General features: G+C 60.4%; 17 protein-coding genes. 7 read left to right on the top strand and 10 right to left on the bottom strand.

Features of this window, described 5'->3' with window-relative positions:
- Positions 1-5 precede the first annotated feature (5 nt).
- The 3 genes from dsbC (at position 6) to thrC (ending at position 3,624) form a co-directional block, all read left to right on the top strand.
- Entirely contained in the window at positions 6-731 is a 726-nt protein-coding gene (gene dsbC, locus N1078_RS04105; RefSeq protein ID WP_274086927.1) for a bifunctional protein-disulfide isomerase/oxidoreductase DsbC, read from the top strand.
- A gap of 111 nt (positions 732-842) precedes the next feature.
- Positions 843-2,147 carry a homoserine dehydrogenase gene (locus N1078_RS04100; protein WP_274086926.1) on the top strand — a complete coding sequence of 435 codons (1,305 nt, stop codon included), beginning with the start codon at positions 843-845 and terminating at the stop codon, positions 2,145-2,147.
- Positions 2,148-2,214: 67 nt separating this feature from the next.
- Positions 2,215-3,624: a threonine synthase gene (gene thrC / locus N1078_RS04095; RefSeq protein ID WP_274086925.1), complete on the top strand. Its 1,410-nt coding sequence runs from the start codon at positions 2,215-2,217 to the stop codon at positions 3,622-3,624.
- 67 nt (positions 3,625-3,691) lie between these two features.
- On the opposite strand, the gene N1078_RS04090 is transcribed toward thrC, so the two are convergent.
- Complete coding sequence (locus N1078_RS04090) at positions 3,692-4,330, bottom strand: 2'-5' RNA ligase family protein (protein ID WP_274086924.1); 639 nt, start codon at positions 4,328-4,330, stop codon at positions 3,692-3,694.
- A gap of 4 nt (positions 4,331-4,334) precedes the next feature.
- Positions 4,335-5,531 (bottom strand): CaiB/BaiF CoA transferase family protein, encoded by a 1,197-nt coding sequence (locus tag N1078_RS04085; protein WP_274086923.1) that lies wholly within the window; start codon positions 5,529-5,531, stop codon positions 4,335-4,337.
- Positions 5,532-5,709: 178 nt separating this feature from the next.
- On the opposite strand from N1078_RS04085, the gene gtfA reads away from it, so the two are divergent.
- From gtfA to recJ, 3 genes are all read left to right on the top strand, one after another.
- Positions 5,710-7,152 carry a sucrose phosphorylase gene (gtfA, locus tag N1078_RS04080; RefSeq protein WP_274086922.1) on the top strand — a complete coding sequence of 481 codons (1,443 nt, stop codon included), beginning with the start codon at positions 5,710-5,712 and terminating at the stop codon, positions 7,150-7,152.
- Between the two features lie 73 nt (positions 7,153-7,225).
- Positions 7,226-7,765: a YaeQ family protein gene (locus N1078_RS04075; protein WP_274086921.1), complete on the top strand. Its 540-nt coding sequence runs from the start codon at positions 7,226-7,228 to the stop codon at positions 7,763-7,765.
- Between the two features lie 201 nt (positions 7,766-7,966).
- Positions 7,967-9,679, top strand: coding sequence for a single-stranded-DNA-specific exonuclease RecJ (gene recJ / locus N1078_RS04070; RefSeq protein WP_274086920.1), 1,713 nt, complete (start codon positions 7,967-7,969; stop codon positions 9,677-9,679).
- A 5-nt stretch (positions 9,680-9,684) separates the two neighbouring features.
- On the opposite strand, the gene N1078_RS04065 is transcribed toward recJ, so the two are convergent.
- Positions 9,685-10,356: a transglutaminase-like cysteine peptidase gene (locus tag N1078_RS04065; RefSeq protein WP_274086919.1), complete on the bottom strand. Its 672-nt coding sequence runs from the start codon at positions 10,354-10,356 to the stop codon at positions 9,685-9,687.
- A gap of 278 nt (positions 10,357-10,634) precedes the next feature.
- Here N1078_RS04065 and N1078_RS04060 point away from each other — a divergent pair, with 278 nt between their 5' ends.
- Positions 10,635-11,399, top strand: a complete 765-nt coding sequence (locus N1078_RS04060; RefSeq protein ID WP_274086999.1) for a tellurite resistance TerB family protein — start codon at positions 10,635-10,637, stop codon at positions 11,397-11,399.
- A 41-nt stretch (positions 11,400-11,440) separates the two neighbouring features.
- Here N1078_RS04060 and N1078_RS04055 read toward each other — a convergent pair whose 3' ends face one another.
- The 7 genes from N1078_RS04055 to N1078_RS04025 all read right to left on the bottom strand — a co-directional run bounded on the left by N1078_RS04055 (position 11,441) and on the right by N1078_RS04025 (position 19,257).
- Positions 11,441-11,917 carry an ester cyclase gene (locus N1078_RS04055; protein WP_274086918.1) on the bottom strand — a complete coding sequence of 159 codons (477 nt, stop codon included), beginning with the start codon at positions 11,915-11,917 and terminating at the stop codon, positions 11,441-11,443.
- 73 nt (positions 11,918-11,990) lie between these two features.
- Positions 11,991-13,415: a gamma-aminobutyraldehyde dehydrogenase gene (locus N1078_RS04050; protein WP_274086917.1), complete on the bottom strand. Its 1,425-nt coding sequence runs from the start codon at positions 13,413-13,415 to the stop codon at positions 11,991-11,993.
- Positions 13,416-13,478: 63 nt separating this feature from the next.
- Positions 13,479-14,303 (bottom strand): ABC transporter permease, encoded by an 825-nt coding sequence (locus N1078_RS04045; protein WP_274086916.1) that lies wholly within the window; start codon positions 14,301-14,303, stop codon positions 13,479-13,481.
- Positions 14,293-15,237 carry an ABC transporter permease gene (locus N1078_RS04040; protein ID WP_274086915.1) on the bottom strand — a complete coding sequence of 315 codons (945 nt, stop codon included), beginning with the start codon at positions 15,235-15,237 and terminating at the stop codon, positions 14,293-14,295. Before N1078_RS04040 ends, N1078_RS04045 begins: the two co-directional genes overlap by 11 nt.
- 1 nt (position 15,238) lies before the next feature.
- Positions 15,239-16,267 carry an ABC transporter ATP-binding protein gene (locus N1078_RS04035; RefSeq protein ID WP_274086914.1) on the bottom strand — a complete coding sequence of 343 codons (1,029 nt, stop codon included), beginning with the start codon at positions 16,265-16,267 and terminating at the stop codon, positions 15,239-15,241.
- A 306-nt stretch (positions 16,268-16,573) separates the two neighbouring features.
- Positions 16,574-17,725 (bottom strand): putative ABC transporter substrate-binding protein YdcS, encoded by a 1,152-nt coding sequence (gene ydcS / locus N1078_RS04030; protein WP_274086913.1) that lies wholly within the window; start codon positions 17,723-17,725, stop codon positions 16,574-16,576.
- A 77-nt stretch (positions 17,726-17,802) separates the two neighbouring features.
- Positions 17,803-19,257, bottom strand: coding sequence for a gamma-aminobutyraldehyde dehydrogenase (locus N1078_RS04025; protein WP_274086912.1), 1,455 nt, complete (start codon positions 19,255-19,257; stop codon positions 17,803-17,805).
- Positions 19,258-19,323 lie beyond the last annotated feature (66 nt).

The following is a 19,323-nucleotide window of genomic DNA, read 5'->3' as shown; positions in this document are numbered from 1 at the left end:
TTTGTATGCGTTTTAACCGCATTGTTGTGGCGTTGGCTCTGGGGCTGATTAGCGGCGTGGGCGTTGCTGCCGACGCCGACCAGGCCATCCGCAATAGCCTCAAGGCTATCGATCCGGCTCTGCCGATTGAAGCTATTGCCGAAAGCCCTATGCCAGGTGTTTATCAGGTCGAGCTGGCCGGTGGTCGGCAGTTGTACACCAGTGCCGACGGCCAGTTCCTGCTGCAGGGGTATCTGTTTCAGGTCAAAGACGGCAAGCCGGTGAACCTGACTGAAGCAGCAGAGAGCCGTGGTGTGGTCAAGCTTATGGACGCCATTCCCACGTCAGAAATGGTGGTGTTCGCGCCCAAGCAGCCGAAAACCCATATCACCGTATTCACCGATACCGATTGTGGCTATTGCCAGAAACTGCACAGCGAAGTATCTGAGCTGAATCGTTTGGGTATTGAGGTGCGTTACCTGGCCTTCCCGCGCCAGGGGCTGCAAAGCGCAGCAGCCAAAGAGTTGTCGAATGTCTGGTGTGCCAAAGACCGCCAGGCGGCCATGAACCGGGCGAAAAGCCGCCAGGGCGTGGATGATGCGCAATGCGACAGCCCGATTGCCAAGCAATACGCGCTGGGGCAAATGATCGGGGTCAGTGGTACGCCGGCCATCGTCTTGGCCAATGGTAAGATCATTCCCGGCTACCAGCCAGCGCCGCAGTTGGCGAAAATCGCCCTCGAGTCCAAGTGATCTGAGCCTTGTCGCTGATTGACTAATAAACAGCCGCTTCGTATGGTGCGGCTCTTTTTCTAAGACCGGGCTTGCTCCGGTCGTTTTACGCATGCAGATGGGGAGTTCAGTGTGAAACCGGTGAAAGTAGGCATCTGTGGGCTAGGTACCGTCGGTGGCGGTACCTTGAATGTACTCAAGCGTAATGCCGAGGAAATTACCCGGCGCGCAGGGCGCGGTATTGAAGTTGCCCAGATCGCCATTCGTTCGCCCAAGCCGCAGTACGATACGACCGGTATTAGCATGACCAGCGATGTATTCGAGCTGGTGAACAACCCCGAGATTGATATCGTTATCGAGCTGATTGGCGGTTACACCCTGGCCAAGGAGCTGGTGCTCAAGGCCATCGACAACGGTAAGCATGTGGTCACGGCCAACAAGGCGCTGATCGCCGTGCATGGCAATGAGATCTTCGCCCGTGCCCGCGAAAAGGGCGTGATCGTCGCCTTCGAAGCAGCTGTGGCTGGTGGTATTCCGGTGATCAAAGCGATCCGTGAAGGCCTGGCGGCTAACCGCATCAACTGGGTTGCCGGGATCATCAACGGCACCGGTAACTTTATCCTCAGCGAAATGCGCGAAAAGGGCCGTACCTTCCCAGACGTGTTGGCTGAAGCACAGGCTTTGGGTTACGCCGAAGCAGATCCAACCTTCGACGTTGAAGGCATCGATGCGGCGCATAAGCTGACCATTCTCGCCTCGATTGCCTTCGGTATTCCGCTGCAGTTCGACAAAGCCTACACCGAAGGCATCACCCAGCTGACCACTGCGGACGTGAACTACGCCGAGGCGCTGGGCTACCGCATCAAGCACCTGGGTATGGCGCGCCGTACTGAGGCCGGTATCGAGTTGCGCGTGCACCCGACACTGATCCCGGCTGACCGTCTGATTGCCAACGTCAATGGTGTGATGAATGCTGTGATGGTCAATGGCGATGCGGTCGGCAGCACCCTGTATTACGGTGCTGGCGCCGGCATGGAGCCGACGGCTTCATCGGTCATCGCCGATCTGGTTGATGTAGTTCGCGCGCTGACGGCTGATCCGACCAACCGCGTACCGCACTTGGCGTTCCAGCCCGACTCGCTGTCCGATCACCCGATTCTGCCGATCGAAGCCAGTGAGAGCGCCTATTACCTGCGCATTCAGGCCAAGGATCATCCAGGCGTATTGGCCCAGGTGGCGAGCATCCTGTCGGCCCGCGGGATCAATATCGAGTCGATCATGCAGAAGGAAGTCGAGGAGCAAGACGGCCTGGTGCCGATGATCCTGGTCACCCACCGCGTGGTCGAAGCACAAATCAACGAGGCGATCAGTGCCCTTGAGGCGCTTGAAGATGTGGTCGGCAGTGTTGTGCGTATCCGCGTCGAGCAGTTGAACTAATCCGCCTCTGGCCGCAGGTGCAGCAGGCAGCTGCGGCTCTTAAAGATTCAACCGAAGGTTTGTCCCTATGCGCTATATCAGTACCCGTGGCCAGGCACCGGCCCTGAATTTCGAAGACGTGCTGCTGGCTGGTCTGGCCAGCGACGGCGGCCTCTATGTGCCGGAAAACCTGCCGCGCTTCACTCAGGAAGAAATCGCTTCCTGGGCTGGCCTGCCGTATCACGAGCTGGCCTTCCGGGTAATGCGCCCGTTCGTCACCGGCAGCATTCCGGATGCCGATTTCAAGAAAATTCTCGAAGAGACCTACGGCGTGTTCGCCCATAGTTCTGTTGCGCCGCTGCGTCAGCTGAACGGCAATGAGTGGGTGCTGGAGCTGTTCCACGGCCCAACGCTGGCCTTTAAAGACTTCGCCCTGCAGCTGCTCGGTCGCTTGCTCGACTACGTGCTGGCCAAGCGCAACGAGCGCGTGGTTATCATGGGCGCTACGTCCGGTGATACCGGTTCGGCGGCGATCGAAGGCTGCAAGGCCTGCGACAACGTCGACATCTTTATCATGCACCCGCACAACCGCGTGTCCGAGGTGCAGCGCCGGCAGATGACCACCATTTTCGGTGACAACATCCATAACATCGCCATCGAAGGCAACTTCGATGACTGCCAGGAAATGGTCAAGGACAGCTTCGCTGACCAGAGCTTCCTCAAGGGCACCCGCCTGGTGGCAGTGAACTCGATCAACTGGGCGCGGATCATGGCTCAGATCGTTTACTACTTCCACGCGGCCCTACAGCTCGGTGGCCCGGCGCGCTCCATCGCCTTCTCGGTGCCGACCGGCAACTTCGGCGACATCTTTGCCGGCTACCTGGCACGCAACATGGGCCTGCCAATCAGCCAGCTGATCGTCGCCACTAACCGCAACGACATCCTGCACCGCTTTATGAGCGGCAATCAGTATGTGAAGGACACCCTGCACCCGACGCTCTCGCCGTCCATGGACATCATGGTTTCGTCGAACTTTGAACGTCTGCTGTTCGACCTGCACGGCCGTAACGGTGCGGCGATTGCTGAGTTGATGGCGAACTTCAAGAAGGGCGGCGGTTTCAGCGTCGACCAGGATCGCTGGACCGAGGCGCGCAAACTGTTTGACTCCCTGGCTGTGGATGACGCGCAGACGTGCGAGACCATCACCGAGGTGTTTAACCAGTGCGGCGAACTGCTTGATCCACACACCGCGATTGGCGTGCGTGCGGCCCGTGAGTGCCGCCGCAGCTTGGCCACGCCGATGGTGATCCTGGGTACGGCGCATCCGGTCAAATTCCCCGAGGCGGTGGAAAAAGCCGGTGTCGGCCAGGCGCCTGAGCTACCTGCGCACTTGGCGGATCTGTTCGAGCGCGATGAGCGCTGCACGGTACTGGCTAATGACCTGAAGACCGTACAAAACTTTGTGGCGCAGCACGGCAATCGCGGCAAGCCGCTGTAAGCCTGTAGTGAGTTGAAAAGCCGGCCCCCGTCAAGGAGCCGGCTTTTTTATTCCACCAGGTTTTTCCTCATCCGCCGAGGCGCAGGCTGTGCTGGATGCGCAGCGGGCTGAATAGCTGGTGCGCGCGGTAGTGGCCGTACTGCAGGGTATTAACCTTGAGCGGGCGTGGGCTGGGTTCGCTCAGTGCTTCTAGGCGCTGACGAATCAATGCGGCATCAGCGCTCCGCTGATACAGGCCCAGGGTGATATGGGCGTGGTAGGCGCTTTGGCGAATTTCACGGGTGTGTTCGCCGAGGCATTCGCGCCATGCCAGTAATTGCCCTGTTGGGTCGTCGATCGGCAGAAAAGCCGCGCTGGCAAAACTGTCGGGTTGGCCAATCGATAAGTTCAAGGCGTGCCGAGGGTGCCGGCCTAGTGCCTTGAGTTGCCGCTGCAACTGCGACTTGCTGAAATCATCGTCACGCCGCTGCACACCACTGGCAAAGCCGCAGACAAACAGGGTGATATGCGCCTGGCGCCGGCCTGGCGGGTGCAGCAGGTCGGCCAGTTGCTGCTGGACGAACGTGATGCGTGCGAGCAGTGCAGGGCACTGCACCGGCAGTATCCACACGCCATAGCGGTTGCGGCCCTGATGCCACTCGGGGTAGTCACGCAGCTCGGTAACCACGCTCCGCGGTGGGCTGTTGATCGGGTCAGAGAACAGCACGGCGTTAAATGGCCCCGAGGGTTTTCAGTTCGGCGATCTGCGCATTGCTGTAGCCGAGGGCGTTGAGCACGGCCTGGTTATGTTCGCCGAGCTCTGGGCCGACCCATTCGACGCCGCCAGGCGTTGCAGACAGCTTGGGTACGATGCCGGGCATCTTGAAGGGCTTGCCGTCGGGCAGCTTGGCCGACAGGAGCATCTCACGGGCGAGAAATTGCGGATCGTGGAACATGTCCTCGGCGCTGAAGATGCGGCTGGCTGGCACCTCGGCCTGCTTCAAGGTCGCCAGCACCTGCTCCAGCGGCAGTGAGCCAACCCAGCGGTCGATCACCCCATACAGTTCATCACGGCGCGCATCACGGCCGTCATTGCTGGCCAGGTCTGGCGCGGTGGCGAGATCGTCGCGACCGATGGCCTGCATAAAGCGCTTGAAGATCGCATCACCGTTGGCGCCGATCTGCACGTGTTTGCCATCGCCGCTGGTGTGGATCGAGGAGGGCGTGATGCCCGGCATGATATTGCCCGTGCGTTCGCGGATAAAGCCGAACACGTCGAACTCAGGGATCATCGACTCCATCATGGCGAAGATCGCCTCATACAGCGCCACATCCACCACCTGACCCTGGCCGCCATTCACTTCGCGGTGCCGCAGGGCCATCAGCGCACCGATCACACCCCACAGCGCGGCAATCGAGTCACCAATCGAGATGCCGGTACGCACCGGCGGGCGATCCTCAAAGCCGGTGATGTAACGCAGCCCGCCCATGGATTCGCCCACTGCGCCGAAGCCTGGTTGATCCTTCATCGGGCCTGTTTGGCCGAAGCCGGACAGGCGCACCATCACCAGTTTGGGGTTGAGGGCGTGCAGCACCTCCCAGCCCAGGCCGAGTTTTTCCAGCACGCCGGGGCGGAAGTTCTCGATCAGGATGTCGGCTTCGCTGAGCAGCTTCTTCAGCACCTCGCGCCCTGCCTCGTGCTTGAGGTTAAGGGTGATCGACTGCTTGTTGCGCGCCTGCACAAACCACCACAAGGAGGTGCCCTCATACAGCTTGCGCCACTTGCGCAACGGGTCGCCGCCATCGGGCGATTCGACCTTGATCACCTCGGCACCAAATTCGGCGCAGATGCGTGAGGCAAACGGGCCGGCGATCAGGGTGCCAAGCTCAATGACTTTCAGGCCAGCTAAGGGTTTGTTCGGGCTCATGGCGGTTCCAGGGCAAAAAAGCAGGGCTAAGCCTATGCGATTGTGTAGCTACAGGGAAAATATGCACAGGGTATGTCGAGGGCTGCTGCGCGCTGGTCATGACCGCGATGTCTCGCTAAGGTCAGTCACAGCCCTGCTGAAAACAGCAGGCGGGTGTTTTGGCAAATGAGGAGCGAGCATGGCATTGCGCAACGCGATTCAGTTGATCACCTATCCAGATCGCTTGGGTGGCAATCTTGGCAGCCTCTACACGCTGCTCGACCGACACCTGGCTGATGCCGTCGCTGGCGTGCATTTGCTGCCGATGTATCCATCCAATGCGGACGGTGGTTTTTCACCGTTAACGCATATGCAAGTCGACCCGCGCTATGGCGACTGGGCGGATGTAGAGCGCATCTCGGCGCGTTTTGATCTGTGTGTCGACCTGGTGATTAGTCATATTTCTGATGAGTCGCCGGAGTTTCTCGATTTTGTTGCCCATGGCCAGGACTCACCCTACGCCGACTTGTTTGTGCAGGTCGATAAGCTGGGCGAGATCAGCCTGGAAGATCTGGCCAAGATCCATATCCGTAAAGAGAAAGAGCCGTTTCGTGATGTGCGCCTGGCCAATGGTCAGACGTGCCGGGTGTGGTGCACCTTCACTGAGCGGCAGATCGACCTCAACTACGAATCCCCGCTGACCTATCAACTGATGGAACGGTACATGGCCTTTCTCGCCGCGCGCGGGGTCAAACTGTTTCGGCTGGATGCGTTCGGTTACACCACCAAGAAGATTGGCAGCAGCTGTTTTCTGGTCGAGCCGGATGTTTATCGCATCCTCGACTGGTTCCGTGAAACCGGCGAGAAGTACGGCGCGGAGATGCTGCCCGAGGTGCATGACCACATCAGTTACCAGTACGCCATCTCGCGCCGGCATATGCGCCCGTACGCGTTCGCCTTGCCACCGCTGGTGCTGCATGCCTTTCTCAGCGGCCAAAGCCGTTACCTGAAACAGTGGCTGCGCATGTGCCCGCGCAATCAGATCACCGTGCTGGATACCCATGACGGCATCTGTATACCGGATGTCGAAAGCATGCTGCCGGAGGCGGAAATTCGCTTTCTGGTCGATGAAGTCTCGACCCGCAGTGCCGATCCGATCATGCGGCGCTCAGCGGTCAGCGTGCACAGCGTGGGGGCGATTTATCAGCTGACCTGCACCTTCTATGAAGCCCTGCTGCGCAATGACGATGCCTACATTGCCGCGCGTGCCATTCAGTTCTTCACCCCGGGTATTCCGCAGGTTTACTACGTCGGCCTGCTGGCCGGCTGTAACGATTTTGAGCTGTGTACCGCAAGCGGCGAGGCGCGCGACGTCAATCGGCACTACTACAGCCTGGAAGAGGCCGAAGAGGCGCTGCGGCAGCCGTTGGTACAACGCTTGTTGCCGTTGATGCGCCTACGTAACAGCCATCCGGCCTTTGACGGGCGCTTTGAGTTGAATCAGTCCGGCGAAAGCAGCGTGGCCATGGCCTGGCGTCATGGCGAGCATTACTGCCGCGTGTATGTCGACCTGATTACCTGCCAGGCGATTATTGATTACCGTGATCCTGAGGACGGCAGTGAGCGGAAAATGCGCTGTTGAGTGGGCGTGCCCTACGGGCGAGGGGCGTTTCGGGTTAGACTTGCGCTCTTTTCGCCCAGTAAGAAGTCCCAGCATGGCCCTGCCGTCTACCACCTACAAAATCGAGCTTAACCTCACCGACATGGACCGCAGCGTCTATGAAAACCTGCGCTTCACCGTGGCCAAGCACCCTTCGGAAACCGAAGAGCGCCTGGCCGCGCGCCTGGTGGCCTATGCCTTGTTCTATCACGAGCACTTGGCGTTCGGTCGCGGACTGTCGGATGTCGATGAACCCGCCCTGTGGGAAAAGAGCCTGGATGATCGTGTGCTGCACTGGATTGAAGTCGGTCAGCCGGACAGCGAGCGCATGACCTGGTGCTCGCGACGTACCGAGAAATTCAGCCTGGTGGCCTACGGCAACCTGCGCGTCTGGCAGACCAAAGAACTCGATCCGGTGCGTACCCTGAAGAACATCAACGTGGTGGCGCTGGACCAAGAAGCCCTGGCCAAGCTGGCCCTGGATATGCCCCGCTCGCTGAACTGGAGCGTGATGATCAGCGACGGCGAGCTATTCGTCACCGATGAGCGCGGCCAGCATGAGCTGCCTATTGAGTGGTTGATCGGCGAGCGCTAAGAACCTATTTGCGATCTGCTGCGCGTCGGCCCTGCTGCGTTAAAAACAGGCTCGGAATGCTCATTTACAGCCAGTAAACTCCGCTTCCTCGCCTGTTTTTGCCTTGCATGACTCTAGCTCGCGAGATCGAAAACAGATTCTCTGCGTCTCCCTAATAAAAAATAGGAGCGGACGTTCCGCACCGTTTGTACCGGAATCCTGATGCGTATCGAAGCCCGCCCGTTACCTGCCACTCTGCCTGACCTGGGCGCTCTGCCGCCGTTGTTGACCCGCTTGTATGCCGCCCGTGGCGTGCAATCGGCTGCCGAGCTGGATAAGGGCCTGGCGCGGCTGATTCCTTATCAGCAGCTCAAGGGCATGCCTGAAGCTGTGGAGTTGCTGGTGCTGGGCCTGCAGCAGGGCCAGCGCATGTTGATCGTCGGCGACTTCGATGCCGATGGCGCCACCGCCAGTACGGTGGGCGTGCTCGGTTTGCGCATGCTCGGCGCCGCGCATGTCGATTATCTGGTGCCCAATCGCTTTGAATACGGCTATGGCCTGACCCCAGAGATCGTCGCGGTAGCGCTTGAGCGCCAGCCGCAATTGTTGATTACCGTGGACAATGGCATTTCCAGCGTTGAGGGCGTCGCGGCGGCCAAGGCTGCCGGTTTGACTGTGCTGGTCACCGATCACCACTTACCCGGTGCTGAGTTGCCAGCGGCGGATGCCATCGTCAATCCCAACCAGCCAGGCTGTGAGTTCCCCAGCAAGGCGTTGGCTGGCGTTGGGGTGATGTTCTATGTGTTGCTGGCGCTGCGTGCGCGCCTGCGCGAAATAGGTTGGTTTACTGCACAGCGGCCTGAGCCGAACCTCGGTGAGTTACTGGATCTGGTTTCCCTGGGCAGCGTGGCTGACGTGGTGCCGCTGGATGCCAACAACCGCATTCTGGTGCATCAGGGTTTGGCGCGTATTCGTGCCGGTCGGGCGCGGCCGGGCTTGCGCGCGATTCTTGAGGTGGCCGGGCGCGATCATCGGCGTATTACCTCCACCGATCTCGGCTTTATCCTCGGGCCACGGCTGAATGCGGCGGGGCGGCTGGATGATATGGCGCTGGGCATCGAATGTCTGCTCTGCGAAGACGAGGCCCTGGCCCGCGATATGGCTGTGCAGCTGGATCAGCTTAATCAGGACCGTAAGGCGATTGAGCAGGGCATGCAGCGCGAGGCCTTGGCCCAGCTCAAGGACCTGCCGCTAGAAGATATGCCGTTCGGCCTGTGCCTGTTCGAGGCCGATTGGCACCAAGGTGTAATCGGTATCCTCGCCTCGCGGATGAAAGAGCGTTATCACCGTCCTACCATCGCCTTTGCCGATGCGGGCGATGGCGTACTGAAGGGGTCGGCGCGTTCGGTGCCGGGGTTCCATATCCGTGATGCGCTGGATGCGGTGGCCGCCAAACATCCCGCGCTGATCAGCAAGTTTGGTGGGCATGCCATGGCGGCGGGGCTGTCATTGCCTGAAGCCAATTTCGCGGCTTTTGCTGCGGCTTTCGATGCCGAGGTGCGCCGTCAACTCTGTGAGGATGATCTGACCGGTCGCCTGTTGTCTGACGGTGCGCTGTCCATCGAAGAGTTTCACCTACCGCTGGCCAAAGAGCTGCGCAACGCCGGGCCTTGGGGCCAGCATTTCCCTGAGCCGCTGTTTCATGGCGTGTTTCAGTTGGTACAGCAGCGTGTCGTCGGCGAGCGGCACCTCAAGGTGGTGCTGAAAAGCGAATGCGGCAGTGTGCAGCTCGACGGCATCGCCTTTGGTGTGGACCGCGAGATTTGGCCGAACCCGACCGTGCGCTGGGTCGAACTGGCCTACAAGCTGGATGTGAATGAGTTTCGCGGCCAGGAATCGGTGCAACTGCTGATCGCCCATATCAGCCCACGCTGATTGGCCTAGCTCTGTGGTGAGCGCGCGGCCGAACCATCGGCCAGCGCACGCTCACTCAGCTCATTCCAGCGCGCAAGAAACGCCGGTGGTTGGCTGACGCGCTGCGGCGACTTGGCCAGAAAAACGCCGTGGCTATTGAAGGAATACACCGGCAGCAAATCATTCCGCTCACTGGCAGGGCGAATGCGTGGGTCAAGGTTGTCGAGAATCAGCGGTTGCTCGCTGGCGCTGGGGTAATAGGCCAGCACCATATGCGCCTGGTTCTGCTTGAGCGCTTTGACGAACGTCAGGCGCAGCTTCTCGCTGGGTACGCCCATGCGCACCAGGCTGAAGTATTTGGCGATGGCGAAATCTTCGCAGTCACCTTTGCCTAGGCTCAGTGTCTGCGCGGGCGTCGCCCAATAGTCATCGGCGCCCCAGGCCTGCTGGTCACTGACAAAACTCACTGAACGATTGATGAAATGATTGACCCGCTCCAGCTTGGCGCGTTCGTCATCGCCTGCGGAGTTGTCGAGCAGGGTTTGCCAGCTGGCTATTCGCGCATCGCTGAGTGCCGCCGATAAAGCGCTAGGTTGGCGAGCTGTCGCATCGGCCACCAGCACTGGGCTGAATAGCCAGCAACTGGCGAGCAGGCTGCGGAGTAAACGGTGGGTATAGCGGTTGACGCATGGCTGCATGGAGCAGTTCTCCGGTGTTGGCTCTTGATAGCCTTTTACCGTTGCGGGTCTTTGTGTTCGCCATCCTATCGGCGCCAAATATAGATCGACCACCCGCACAGTGTGATGGTGACCACTATTTGACATGTTTTGTGCCGGCTAACCGACGAATAGCCGTTTTGGGTGCGGGTTACGCGCGTTGGCAATCTTTCGAAGCACTCTGGTGTTAGGTGGTGGTAAACCCGGCTCTCTAGAATCTGTCTGTGTGCTTGCACAACTATTTTTAGGGAGAGCGCTTGATGATTACCCGTGGCTTGCTTGATCAGTTGTTGAAATCCGGTCAGGACCTGATGCAGCAGAAATCCGCTGGTAGCTCCGCAGGTGGATCGGCCGGTGGTTTGGGTGGCGCGCTGGGCGGTTTGCTTGGCGGCGGTAAGGGCGGTAAGGGCGGTAAGGGCGGTCAGAGCGGAGACCTGGGTACGCTGCTCAAAGGGGCGGGTGGTGGCGCGTTGGCGGCAGGTGCGCTGGGCTTGCTGCTGGGCAACAAGAGTGCGCGCAAGATGGGCGGCAAAGCGCTGACCTATGGCGGTCTGGCCGCGTTGGGCGTCGTCGCCTACAAGGCTTACAACAACTGGCAGGCGCAGCAGGCCAATGCGCCGCAGGTCGAACCGCAAACCCTGGACCGCTTGCCGGCGCCGCAGGCTGAATTGCACAGCCAGGCCATTCTCAAGGCGCTGGTGGGGGCGGCCAAAGCCGATGGTCATGTCGATGCACGTGAGCGGCAATTGATCGAGGGCGAGTTGGTCAAGCTCACCAGTGACGCCGAATTGCAGCATTGGCTGCAGGCCGAGCTGAACAAGCCGCTGGACCCCGCCGAAATCGCCCGCGCGGCCAGTACCCCGGAAATGGCCGCAGAAATGTATGTCGCCAGCGTGCTAATGGTTGATGAAGAGCACTTTATGGAGCGTGCTTATCTGGAAGAGCTGGCCCGTCAACTCAAGCTGGATCCAGCGCTCAAAACCGAGCTTGAGGCGCAGGTGCGTCAGGAGTTGCAAGCGGGTTAGAGCACTGCAGCGTTTCTAGCCTGCAGTGCACGCGCCCGGGTTTACCAGCCGAGTTGCTTGTTGAAACCCAGCGCGTCGTAGTAATCGCCCTGATAGGCAATCTTGCCGTCTTTGATGCGGATAAAGCTTACGCCTTCAAATGACAGCGGCTTGCCGGTGGCTGGGGTTTCCGCACTCCAGGCACCGCTGTTGGTGCCGCTGAATTTCCACTGGAAGGCGATACCATCAGCACTGACGATGGGCGCGCTGGTCATCTGCCATTGCAGATCCGGCACCGCGCCGACAAACACCTTGATCACGTTGTCGCGGGCGGCGGCTTTGCCGTTCTGCGGCGTGCCGACCGTGGCGTCGAAATACACGGCGTCTTCAGCGAGAAAGGTCGCAGCCTTGTCGGCATCGTGGGCGTTCCAGGCAGCCATATAGCCATCGACGATAGCCTTGGCATCATCTGCCGCCTGGGCCAGGCCGGCACAGGCGAACAGGGCGAGAAAGCTGATAGTGCGGAGTGCATTTTGCATTTGTTATTGCTCCAGATGATTTTCGTGGTGGTGGAAAAAACGGAGCGATGTGGGCTGAGCGCAGTAGCCCAAATCAGTGTTTGAACATGACATGACGGATCGCGGTGTAGTCCTCAAGCCCATACATGGACATGTCCTTGCCGTAACCGGACAGTTTCACGCCGCCATGGGGCATCTCGCTGACCAGCATGAAGTGCGTATTAACCCAGGTGCAGCCGTACTGCAGGCGCGCGGACATGCGGTGCGCGCGGCCCACGTCGCTGGTCCACAGTGAGGAGGCCAGGCCGTAGTCGGAGTCGTTGGCCCAGGCCAGCACCTGCGCTTCATCGTCGAACTGGGTGACCGAAACCACCGGGCCGAATACTTCGCGGCGGACGATTTCGTCGTCCTGCAAAGCACCCGCCAGTACGGTCGGCTCGAAGAAGAAACCGGGGCCCTCGACCGCGTTGCCGCCAGTCACCACCTTGATGTGCGGGACCGCCTTGGCACGATCGACGAAGCCGATAACGCGGTCGCGATGGGCAGAAGTGATCAGCGGGCCGAGCTCGGTGCTTTCGTCGTCCTGTAGGCCGTATTTGATGCTGCTCACGGCCTCGCCCAGTTTGGCCACGAACTGCTCGTAGATGCCTTTTTGCGCATAGATACGGCAGGCAGCGGTGCAGTCCTGGCCGGCGTTGTAGAAACCGAAGGTGCGAATGCCTTCCACCGCAGCATCGATATCAGCGTCATCGAAGATGATTACTGGCGCTTTACCGCCCAGCTCCATGTGCATGCGCTTCACGCTGTCGGCGGTGCTGCTGATGATGGCTGAGCCGGTAGGGATTGAGCCCGTCAACGAGACCATGCGCACTTTCGGATGGGCTGTCAGTGGCGCGCCGACGCTCGCGCCGCGACCGAAAACGATGTTGACGACCCCTGCCGGGAATATGTCAGCGAGGAACTCAGCCAGCTTCAGCGCAGTCAGTGGCGTCTGCTCAGATGGCTTGAGTACCACGGTGTTGCCAGCAGCCAAGGCTGGGCCGAGTTTCCAGGCGGCCATCATCAGCGGGTAGTTCCACGGCGCGATGGAGGCAATTACGCCAATCGGATCACGGCGGATCATCGAGGTATGGCCCGGCAGGTATTCACCGGCAGCGGAGCCACTCATGCAACGGCTGGCACCGGCGAAGAAACGGAATACGTCAGCGACGGCAGGCAGCTCGTCATTCAATGCAGCGCTGTAGGGTTTGCCGCAGTTGTTGGATTCCAGGCGGGCGAGTTCTGCGGCGTGGGCGTCGATCTTGTCGGCCAGTTGCAGCAGCAGGCTCGAACGGTCTTTGGGGGCGGTTTGCGACCAGCTGTCGAAGGCCGCATCGGCAGCGCGAACGGCGGCGTCGACCTGAGCCGGACTGGCTTCAGCGATTTCCACCAGGGTGGTGCCGACGGACGGGTTGAGCACGGCCTGGGCAGCGCCTTCGCCAGCGACCAGTTGGCCATTGATCAGCAGTTTGGTTTGCATCGCTTAAACCTCGCATGGGTTTGCAGAACTTGGGTTGGCCCTCCCCACATGGGGGAGGGGGAATCATTTGCCGCTGCCGGCTACGCCTTCACCGCCTTTGGTCAGGTAGTAGGCACCGAGGATTGGCAGCATGGTGGCCAGCATCACGAGCATCGCCACCACGTTGGTTACCGGCACATCGCGCGGGCGAGCCAACTGGTTGAGCAGCCACAGCGGCAGGGTGCGTTCATGGCCTGCGGTAAAGGTGGTGACGATGATTTCGTCAAACGACAGGGCAAACGCCAGCATGCCGCCCGCCAGTAAGGCTGAACCGAGGTTGGGCAGGACGATGTAGCGGAAGGTCTGCCAGCCGTCGGCGCCCAGGTCCATGCTGGCCTCTATCAGGCTGTGGCTGGTGCGGCGGAAACGGGCGATGACGTTGTTGTAGACGATCACCACGCAGAAGGTGGCATGGCCAATCACAATGGTCAGGAAGCCTGGCTCGATGCCGAAGCGCTTGAACGCCGCTAGTAGCGCCAGACCTGTGATGATGCCGGGCAGGGCGATGGGCAGGATCAGCAGCATGGAGATGCTTTCTTTGCCGAAGAAGTCGCGGCGGTACAGCGCGGCGGCGGCCAGGGTGCCGAGGATCATGGCGACCACGGTCGCCAGGGCGGCGATCTGCGCGGACAGTTTGATCGCTTCCAGCACGTCTGGGCGCGCCAGGGCCACGCTGAACCAGTGCAAGGTGAAGCCTTGCGGCGGAAAGCTGAAGCTCGAGCTCTCGGTGTTGAAGGCATACATGAAGATGATCAGGATCGGGAAGTGGAGAAATACCAGCCCGCCCCAGGCAGCCAGTTTCAGCCCCCAGGAAGCCTGCTCCCCGTGTTTTTCGGCGTTAGAGCGCATCGAAGGCCCCCAGACGTTTGACGATGGACAGGTAGACGGCGATCAGCACGATCGGCACCAAAGTAAAGGCGGCGGCCATCGGCATGTTGCCGATCGAGCCCTGTTGCGCATACACCATGTTGCCGATGAAGAAGCCGGGTGGGCCCACCAGCTGCGGCACGATGAAGTCACCGAGGGTCAGGCTGAAGGTGAAGATCGAGCCGGCGGCGATACCAGGGATCGACAACGGCAGAATCACCTGCATAAAGGTCTGCCGAGGTTTGGCACCAAGGTCGGCCGAGGCTTGCAGTAAGGAGGGCGGCAGACGCTCCAGGGAGGCCTGTATGGGCAGGATCATAAATGGCAGCCAGATATAGACAAACACCAGGAAACGCCCCAGGTGTGACGTCGACAGGGTGTTGCCACCCACCCCGGGGATGCCGAGGATCAGCTCCAGCAGTGGTTGCAGGTGCAGCGCCTGGATAAACCACATGGCCACGCCACCTTTGGCCAGCAGCAGGGTCCAGGCATAGGCCTTGACGATGTAGCTGGCCCACATTGGCAACATCACGGCGATGTAGAAAAACGCCTTGGTCTTGCCTGTGGTGTAGCGCGCCATGTAATAGGCAATAGGGAAGGCCACCAGGCCGCTGGCGATCGACACCGCCACCGCCATGCTCACGGTGCGCAGGATGATGTCGAAGTTCGCCGCCTGGAACAGGGCGGCGAAGTTGGCCAGCGTGAGGTCCGGGGTGACCGTCATGCTGAAGTCGTCGAAGGTGTAGAAGCCTTGCCACAGCAGGGTCAGCAGCGAGCCCAGGTAAACTGCGCCGAACCACAGCAGCGGCGGGATCAGCAGCATCGACAGGTACAGTGTTGGCTTGCGGTAGAGCAGGTCAGACAGGCGCCGTAGCAGGCCGCCTGGGTTGTCGAGGGCGAGGCTCTGGCTGCTCATGTCACATCTCCTCGCGCAGGCCGACCATGGCCCCACGCGCCCAGCGCGCACTCACCCGCTGGCCCTGTTGTACCGGCGCGTCGCCCAGTTGCCATTGATTGTTGGCCTGACTGACGGAGAAGTTCTGACCGTTCTCCAGCTGGATCTCGAAGCGCGTTGAGGCCCCCTGGTACTGAATGTCGTGCAGCAGACCGCTGACCTCGACCTCGTCGCTGCCCAGTGCTTCGCCGTTTGCCAGGCGGGTGTGTTCCGGGCGAATCGATACGGGCAGCGGCGAGCCATTGAGTTGCATGGCCAACTCGCCTTTGAGTACGTTGGACGTGCCGACAAACTCGGCTACGAACGGCGTGGCCGGTTTCATGTAGAGGTTGCGTGGGGTGTCGACCTGCTCGATGCGGCCCTTGTTGAATACTGCCACGCGGTCCGACATGGACAGCGCTTCACTCTGGTCGTGGGTGACGAAGATGAAGGTTATGCCCAGTTGCCGCTGCAGCTTTTTCAGCTCGCTCTGCATTTGCTCGCGTAGCTTGAGGTCCAGCGCGCCCAGCGGCTCGTCGAGCAGCAGCACCCGCGGGCGGTTGACCAGGGCGCGGGCTAAGGCCACACGCTGACGTTGGCCGCCGGACAGCTGTACCGGTTTACGCCCGCCATAGCTACCGAGGGCAACCATGCCCAGGGCTTCTTCGGCGCGGGCCAGGCGCTCGGGTTTGCCGACGCCTTTGACCTTGAGGCCGTAGGCGACGTTTTCCAGCACGTTCATGTGTGGGAACAGGGCGTAATCCTGGAACACCGTGTTGACGTCACGGCGGTAGGGCGCAAGGCCGACGGCCTCAACGCCGTGAATACGAATGGAGCCCGCGCTGGGCTGCTCAAAGCCGGCGATCAGGCGCAGGCAGGTGGTTTTGCCTGAGCCGGAAGGGCCGAGCATGGAGAAGAATTCGCCATCCTGGATGTCGATGGAAACCCGGTCGACGGCTTTGACGTCGCCGAACGCGCGGGACACATCGGTAAATTGCACTGCAAGGGTCATTTCACTAACTCCAGGATAAAAGCCACCCACCACCGTCTCTCCCGTTTGGGTTTGCCGACACAAGGCGCAAGAGTCGGTGGTGGATGTACAACGGTTAACCGCTGCGGACTTGCCGCAGCGTAAGGTGGATGGCGCTCTATCCATCCACCGCAGAGGCTCAACAGAGCAGGTGGGTCAGGAGCCTTTGTAGGATGGGTTGAGCTGGCGATACCCATCGCCATTGAGGCGATGGTCTGGGTGGTATGCCTGAACTCGTTGATGGGTATCGTTGCGCTCCACCCATCCTACGTAGAGCCTTACTCGCTGTTAGCGACCACCCATGATGGCGATGTAGTCCTGGGTCCAGCGGCTATAGGGCACGTACTTGCCGCCCTCGGACTGCGGGGTTTTCCAGAAGGCAATCTTCTCGAAGTTGTCGAAGCCGTTAACCTTGCAGCCTTCGGCGCCGAGCAGTTGGTTGTCCTTGCAGGCGGCGGGTACCGCTGGCAGTGAGCCGAACCAGGACGCAACATCACCCTGGACCTTGGGCTGCAGCGACCAGTCCATCCATTTGTAGGCGCAGACGGGGTGCTTGGCCTCAGCGTGCAGCATGGTGGTGTCGGCCCAACCGGTGGCGCCCTCAACAGGTACGGTGGAGGCAATCGGCTGTGTTTCCAGTTGCAGGGCGTTGACCTGATACGGCCATGAACCAGAGGCCATGACGCCTTCGTTCTTGAAATCGCTCATTTGCACAGTCGCATCGTGCCAGTAGCGGTGAATCAGCGGTTGCTGAGCGCGCAGCACATCCAGCACGGCGGCGTACTGGGCTTCGGTGAGCTGATACGGATCGTTGATGCCTAACTCGGGTTTGCTGGCCTTCAGATACAGCGCGGCATCGGCGATATAGATCGGACCGTCATAGGCCTGTACGCGGCCTTTGTTGCTTTTCCCGTCTGGCAGGTTCTGTTCCTTGAACACCACAGACCAGCTGGTTGGTGCGGTCTTGAATACGTTGCTGTTGTACATCAGCACATTCGGGCCCCACTGGTAGGGGGTGCCGTAGTGCTGACCGGCCACGGTATGCCAAGGCGCATCCTTGAGTCGTTCGTCGACGTTGGTCCAGTTCGGGATCAGGGCGGTGTTGATCGGTTGTACCCGTTTACCTGCCACCAGGCGCAGCGAAGCATCGCCGGAAGCCGTGACCAGATCATAGCCACCTTTGGCCATCAGGCTGACCATCTCGTCGGAGGTGGCGGCGGTTTTTACGTTGACCTTGCAGCCACTGTCGGCCTCGAACTGGGTGACCCAGTCATAGCCTTTGTCGGTTTCACCGCGTTCGATATAGCCGGGCCAGGCAATGATGTCGACTTGGCCTTCGGCTGCGCCGAGGGTTTTCAGTGGTTCGGCGGCCTGTGCGGCACTGATGGCCAACAGGGCGGTTGTAAGTGCGCTAAGCACTGCGGTTTTGTGCGCGGACATCGGAATTCCCTCTTCTTTTGGGCTGTTATTAGGGCAGTGAATGTCTGTCGGCAAGACCGCTGCCGAACGGGTGTTAGTCAGTCTAGTTGTTGTCCGTGGCGTGCCATGATGTGGCGCACCACGCTGTAATCCTGCAGTGAGTCGCTGGAAAGATCCTTGCCATAGCCGGAGCGCTTGAGCCCGCCGTGCGGCATCTCGCTGGCCAGCATGAAGTGCGTGTTGATCCAGGTGCAGCCGTATTGCAGGCGTGCGGCAACCTGCATGGCCTTGTCCAGATTCTGTGTCCATACCGAACTGGCCAGGCCGTATTCAGAGTCGTTGGCCCAGTCCACCGCTTGGCTCAACTGGTCGAAGCGGGTAACGGTGACCACTGGGCCGAATACCTCGCGTTGAACAATCTCGTCGCCCTGCTTGCAGCCGGCGAGCAAGGTTGGCTGATAGTAGAAACCGGGGCCGGAGTGCACGGCTGCGCCGGTAACGCGCTCGATGTGTGGTTGGCCGAGCGCTCGCTCAACAAAGCTGGCCACACGATCGCGCTGGCGTGCACTGATCAGCGGACCGATCTGATTGTCGCTGTCTTTCTTGCGGGCGAAGCTGATGCTCGCTACGGCATCACCTAGTTCGGCCACCAAGCGGTCATGAATGCCTGCCTGGGCGTAGATGCGGCAGGCCGCTGTGCAGTCTTGGCCGGCGTTGTAGTAGCCATGGGTACGGATACCCTCGACCACAGCTTCTATATCAGCGTCATTGCAGACGATCACCGGCGCCTTGCCGCCTAGCTCCAGGTGTGTGCGTTTCAGCGTGCGTGCGGCGCTCTGCAGGATTTTCTGCCCTGTGACGATATCGCCGGTCAGCGACACCATGCGCACCCGTGGGTGGCCGACCAGCTGGCTGCCGACGCCTTCGCCACCACCGCAAATAATGTTCAGCACTCCCGGCGGGAGGATCTTTGCGAGTGCCGGGGCCAAGGCCAGAATCGACAGCGGCGTGTGTTCGGATGGTTTGAAAATCAGCGTATTGCCGGCCGCCAAGGCTGGGGCGATCTTCCAGGCGGCCATCATCAGTGGGTAGTTCCACGGTGCGATGGAGGCGACCACGCCAACCGGATCACGGCGCACCATGCTGGTGTGGCCAGGCACGTACTCACCCGCCAGCTGCCCTTGCTGGCAGCGCACGGCACCGGCGAAGAAGCGGAATACGTCGGCGGTTGCGGAAATATCGTCCTGGCGAGCCAGATGCAGCGGTTTGCCGCAGTTCAGCGACTCCAGACGAGCCAGCTGTTCAACGTTTTGTTCGATTGCGTCGGCTATGGCCAGCAAGGCAGTTGCGCGTTGTGCTGGCGTGGTGCGTGACCAACTCGCAAAGGCACGGTGGGCGGCCTGTACGGCGGCTTCCACCTGCTCCAGCGAGGCCTCAGTTATAGAGGTGAGTACTTCGCCGCTGGCGGGGTTGATGATGGCTTCGGCCAAACCTTCCCCTGCGACCAGCTGGCCGTCGATCAGCAATGCGCTGTACAGGATTGGCTCGGACATTTTCGGACTTCTTTTTTTAGTTTCTACCTGCATAACGGCTCCAGTTCTTGTCCGGAGCGCCTGCGT

It is taken from the genome of Pseudomonas sp. MIL19 (genome assembly GCF_028680365.1).
Taxonomy (GTDB): domain Bacteria; phylum Pseudomonadota; class Gammaproteobacteria; order Pseudomonadales; family Pseudomonadaceae; genus Aquipseudomonas; species Aquipseudomonas spirodelae.
This window is presented reverse-complemented; position numbering and strand designations above follow the sequence as displayed.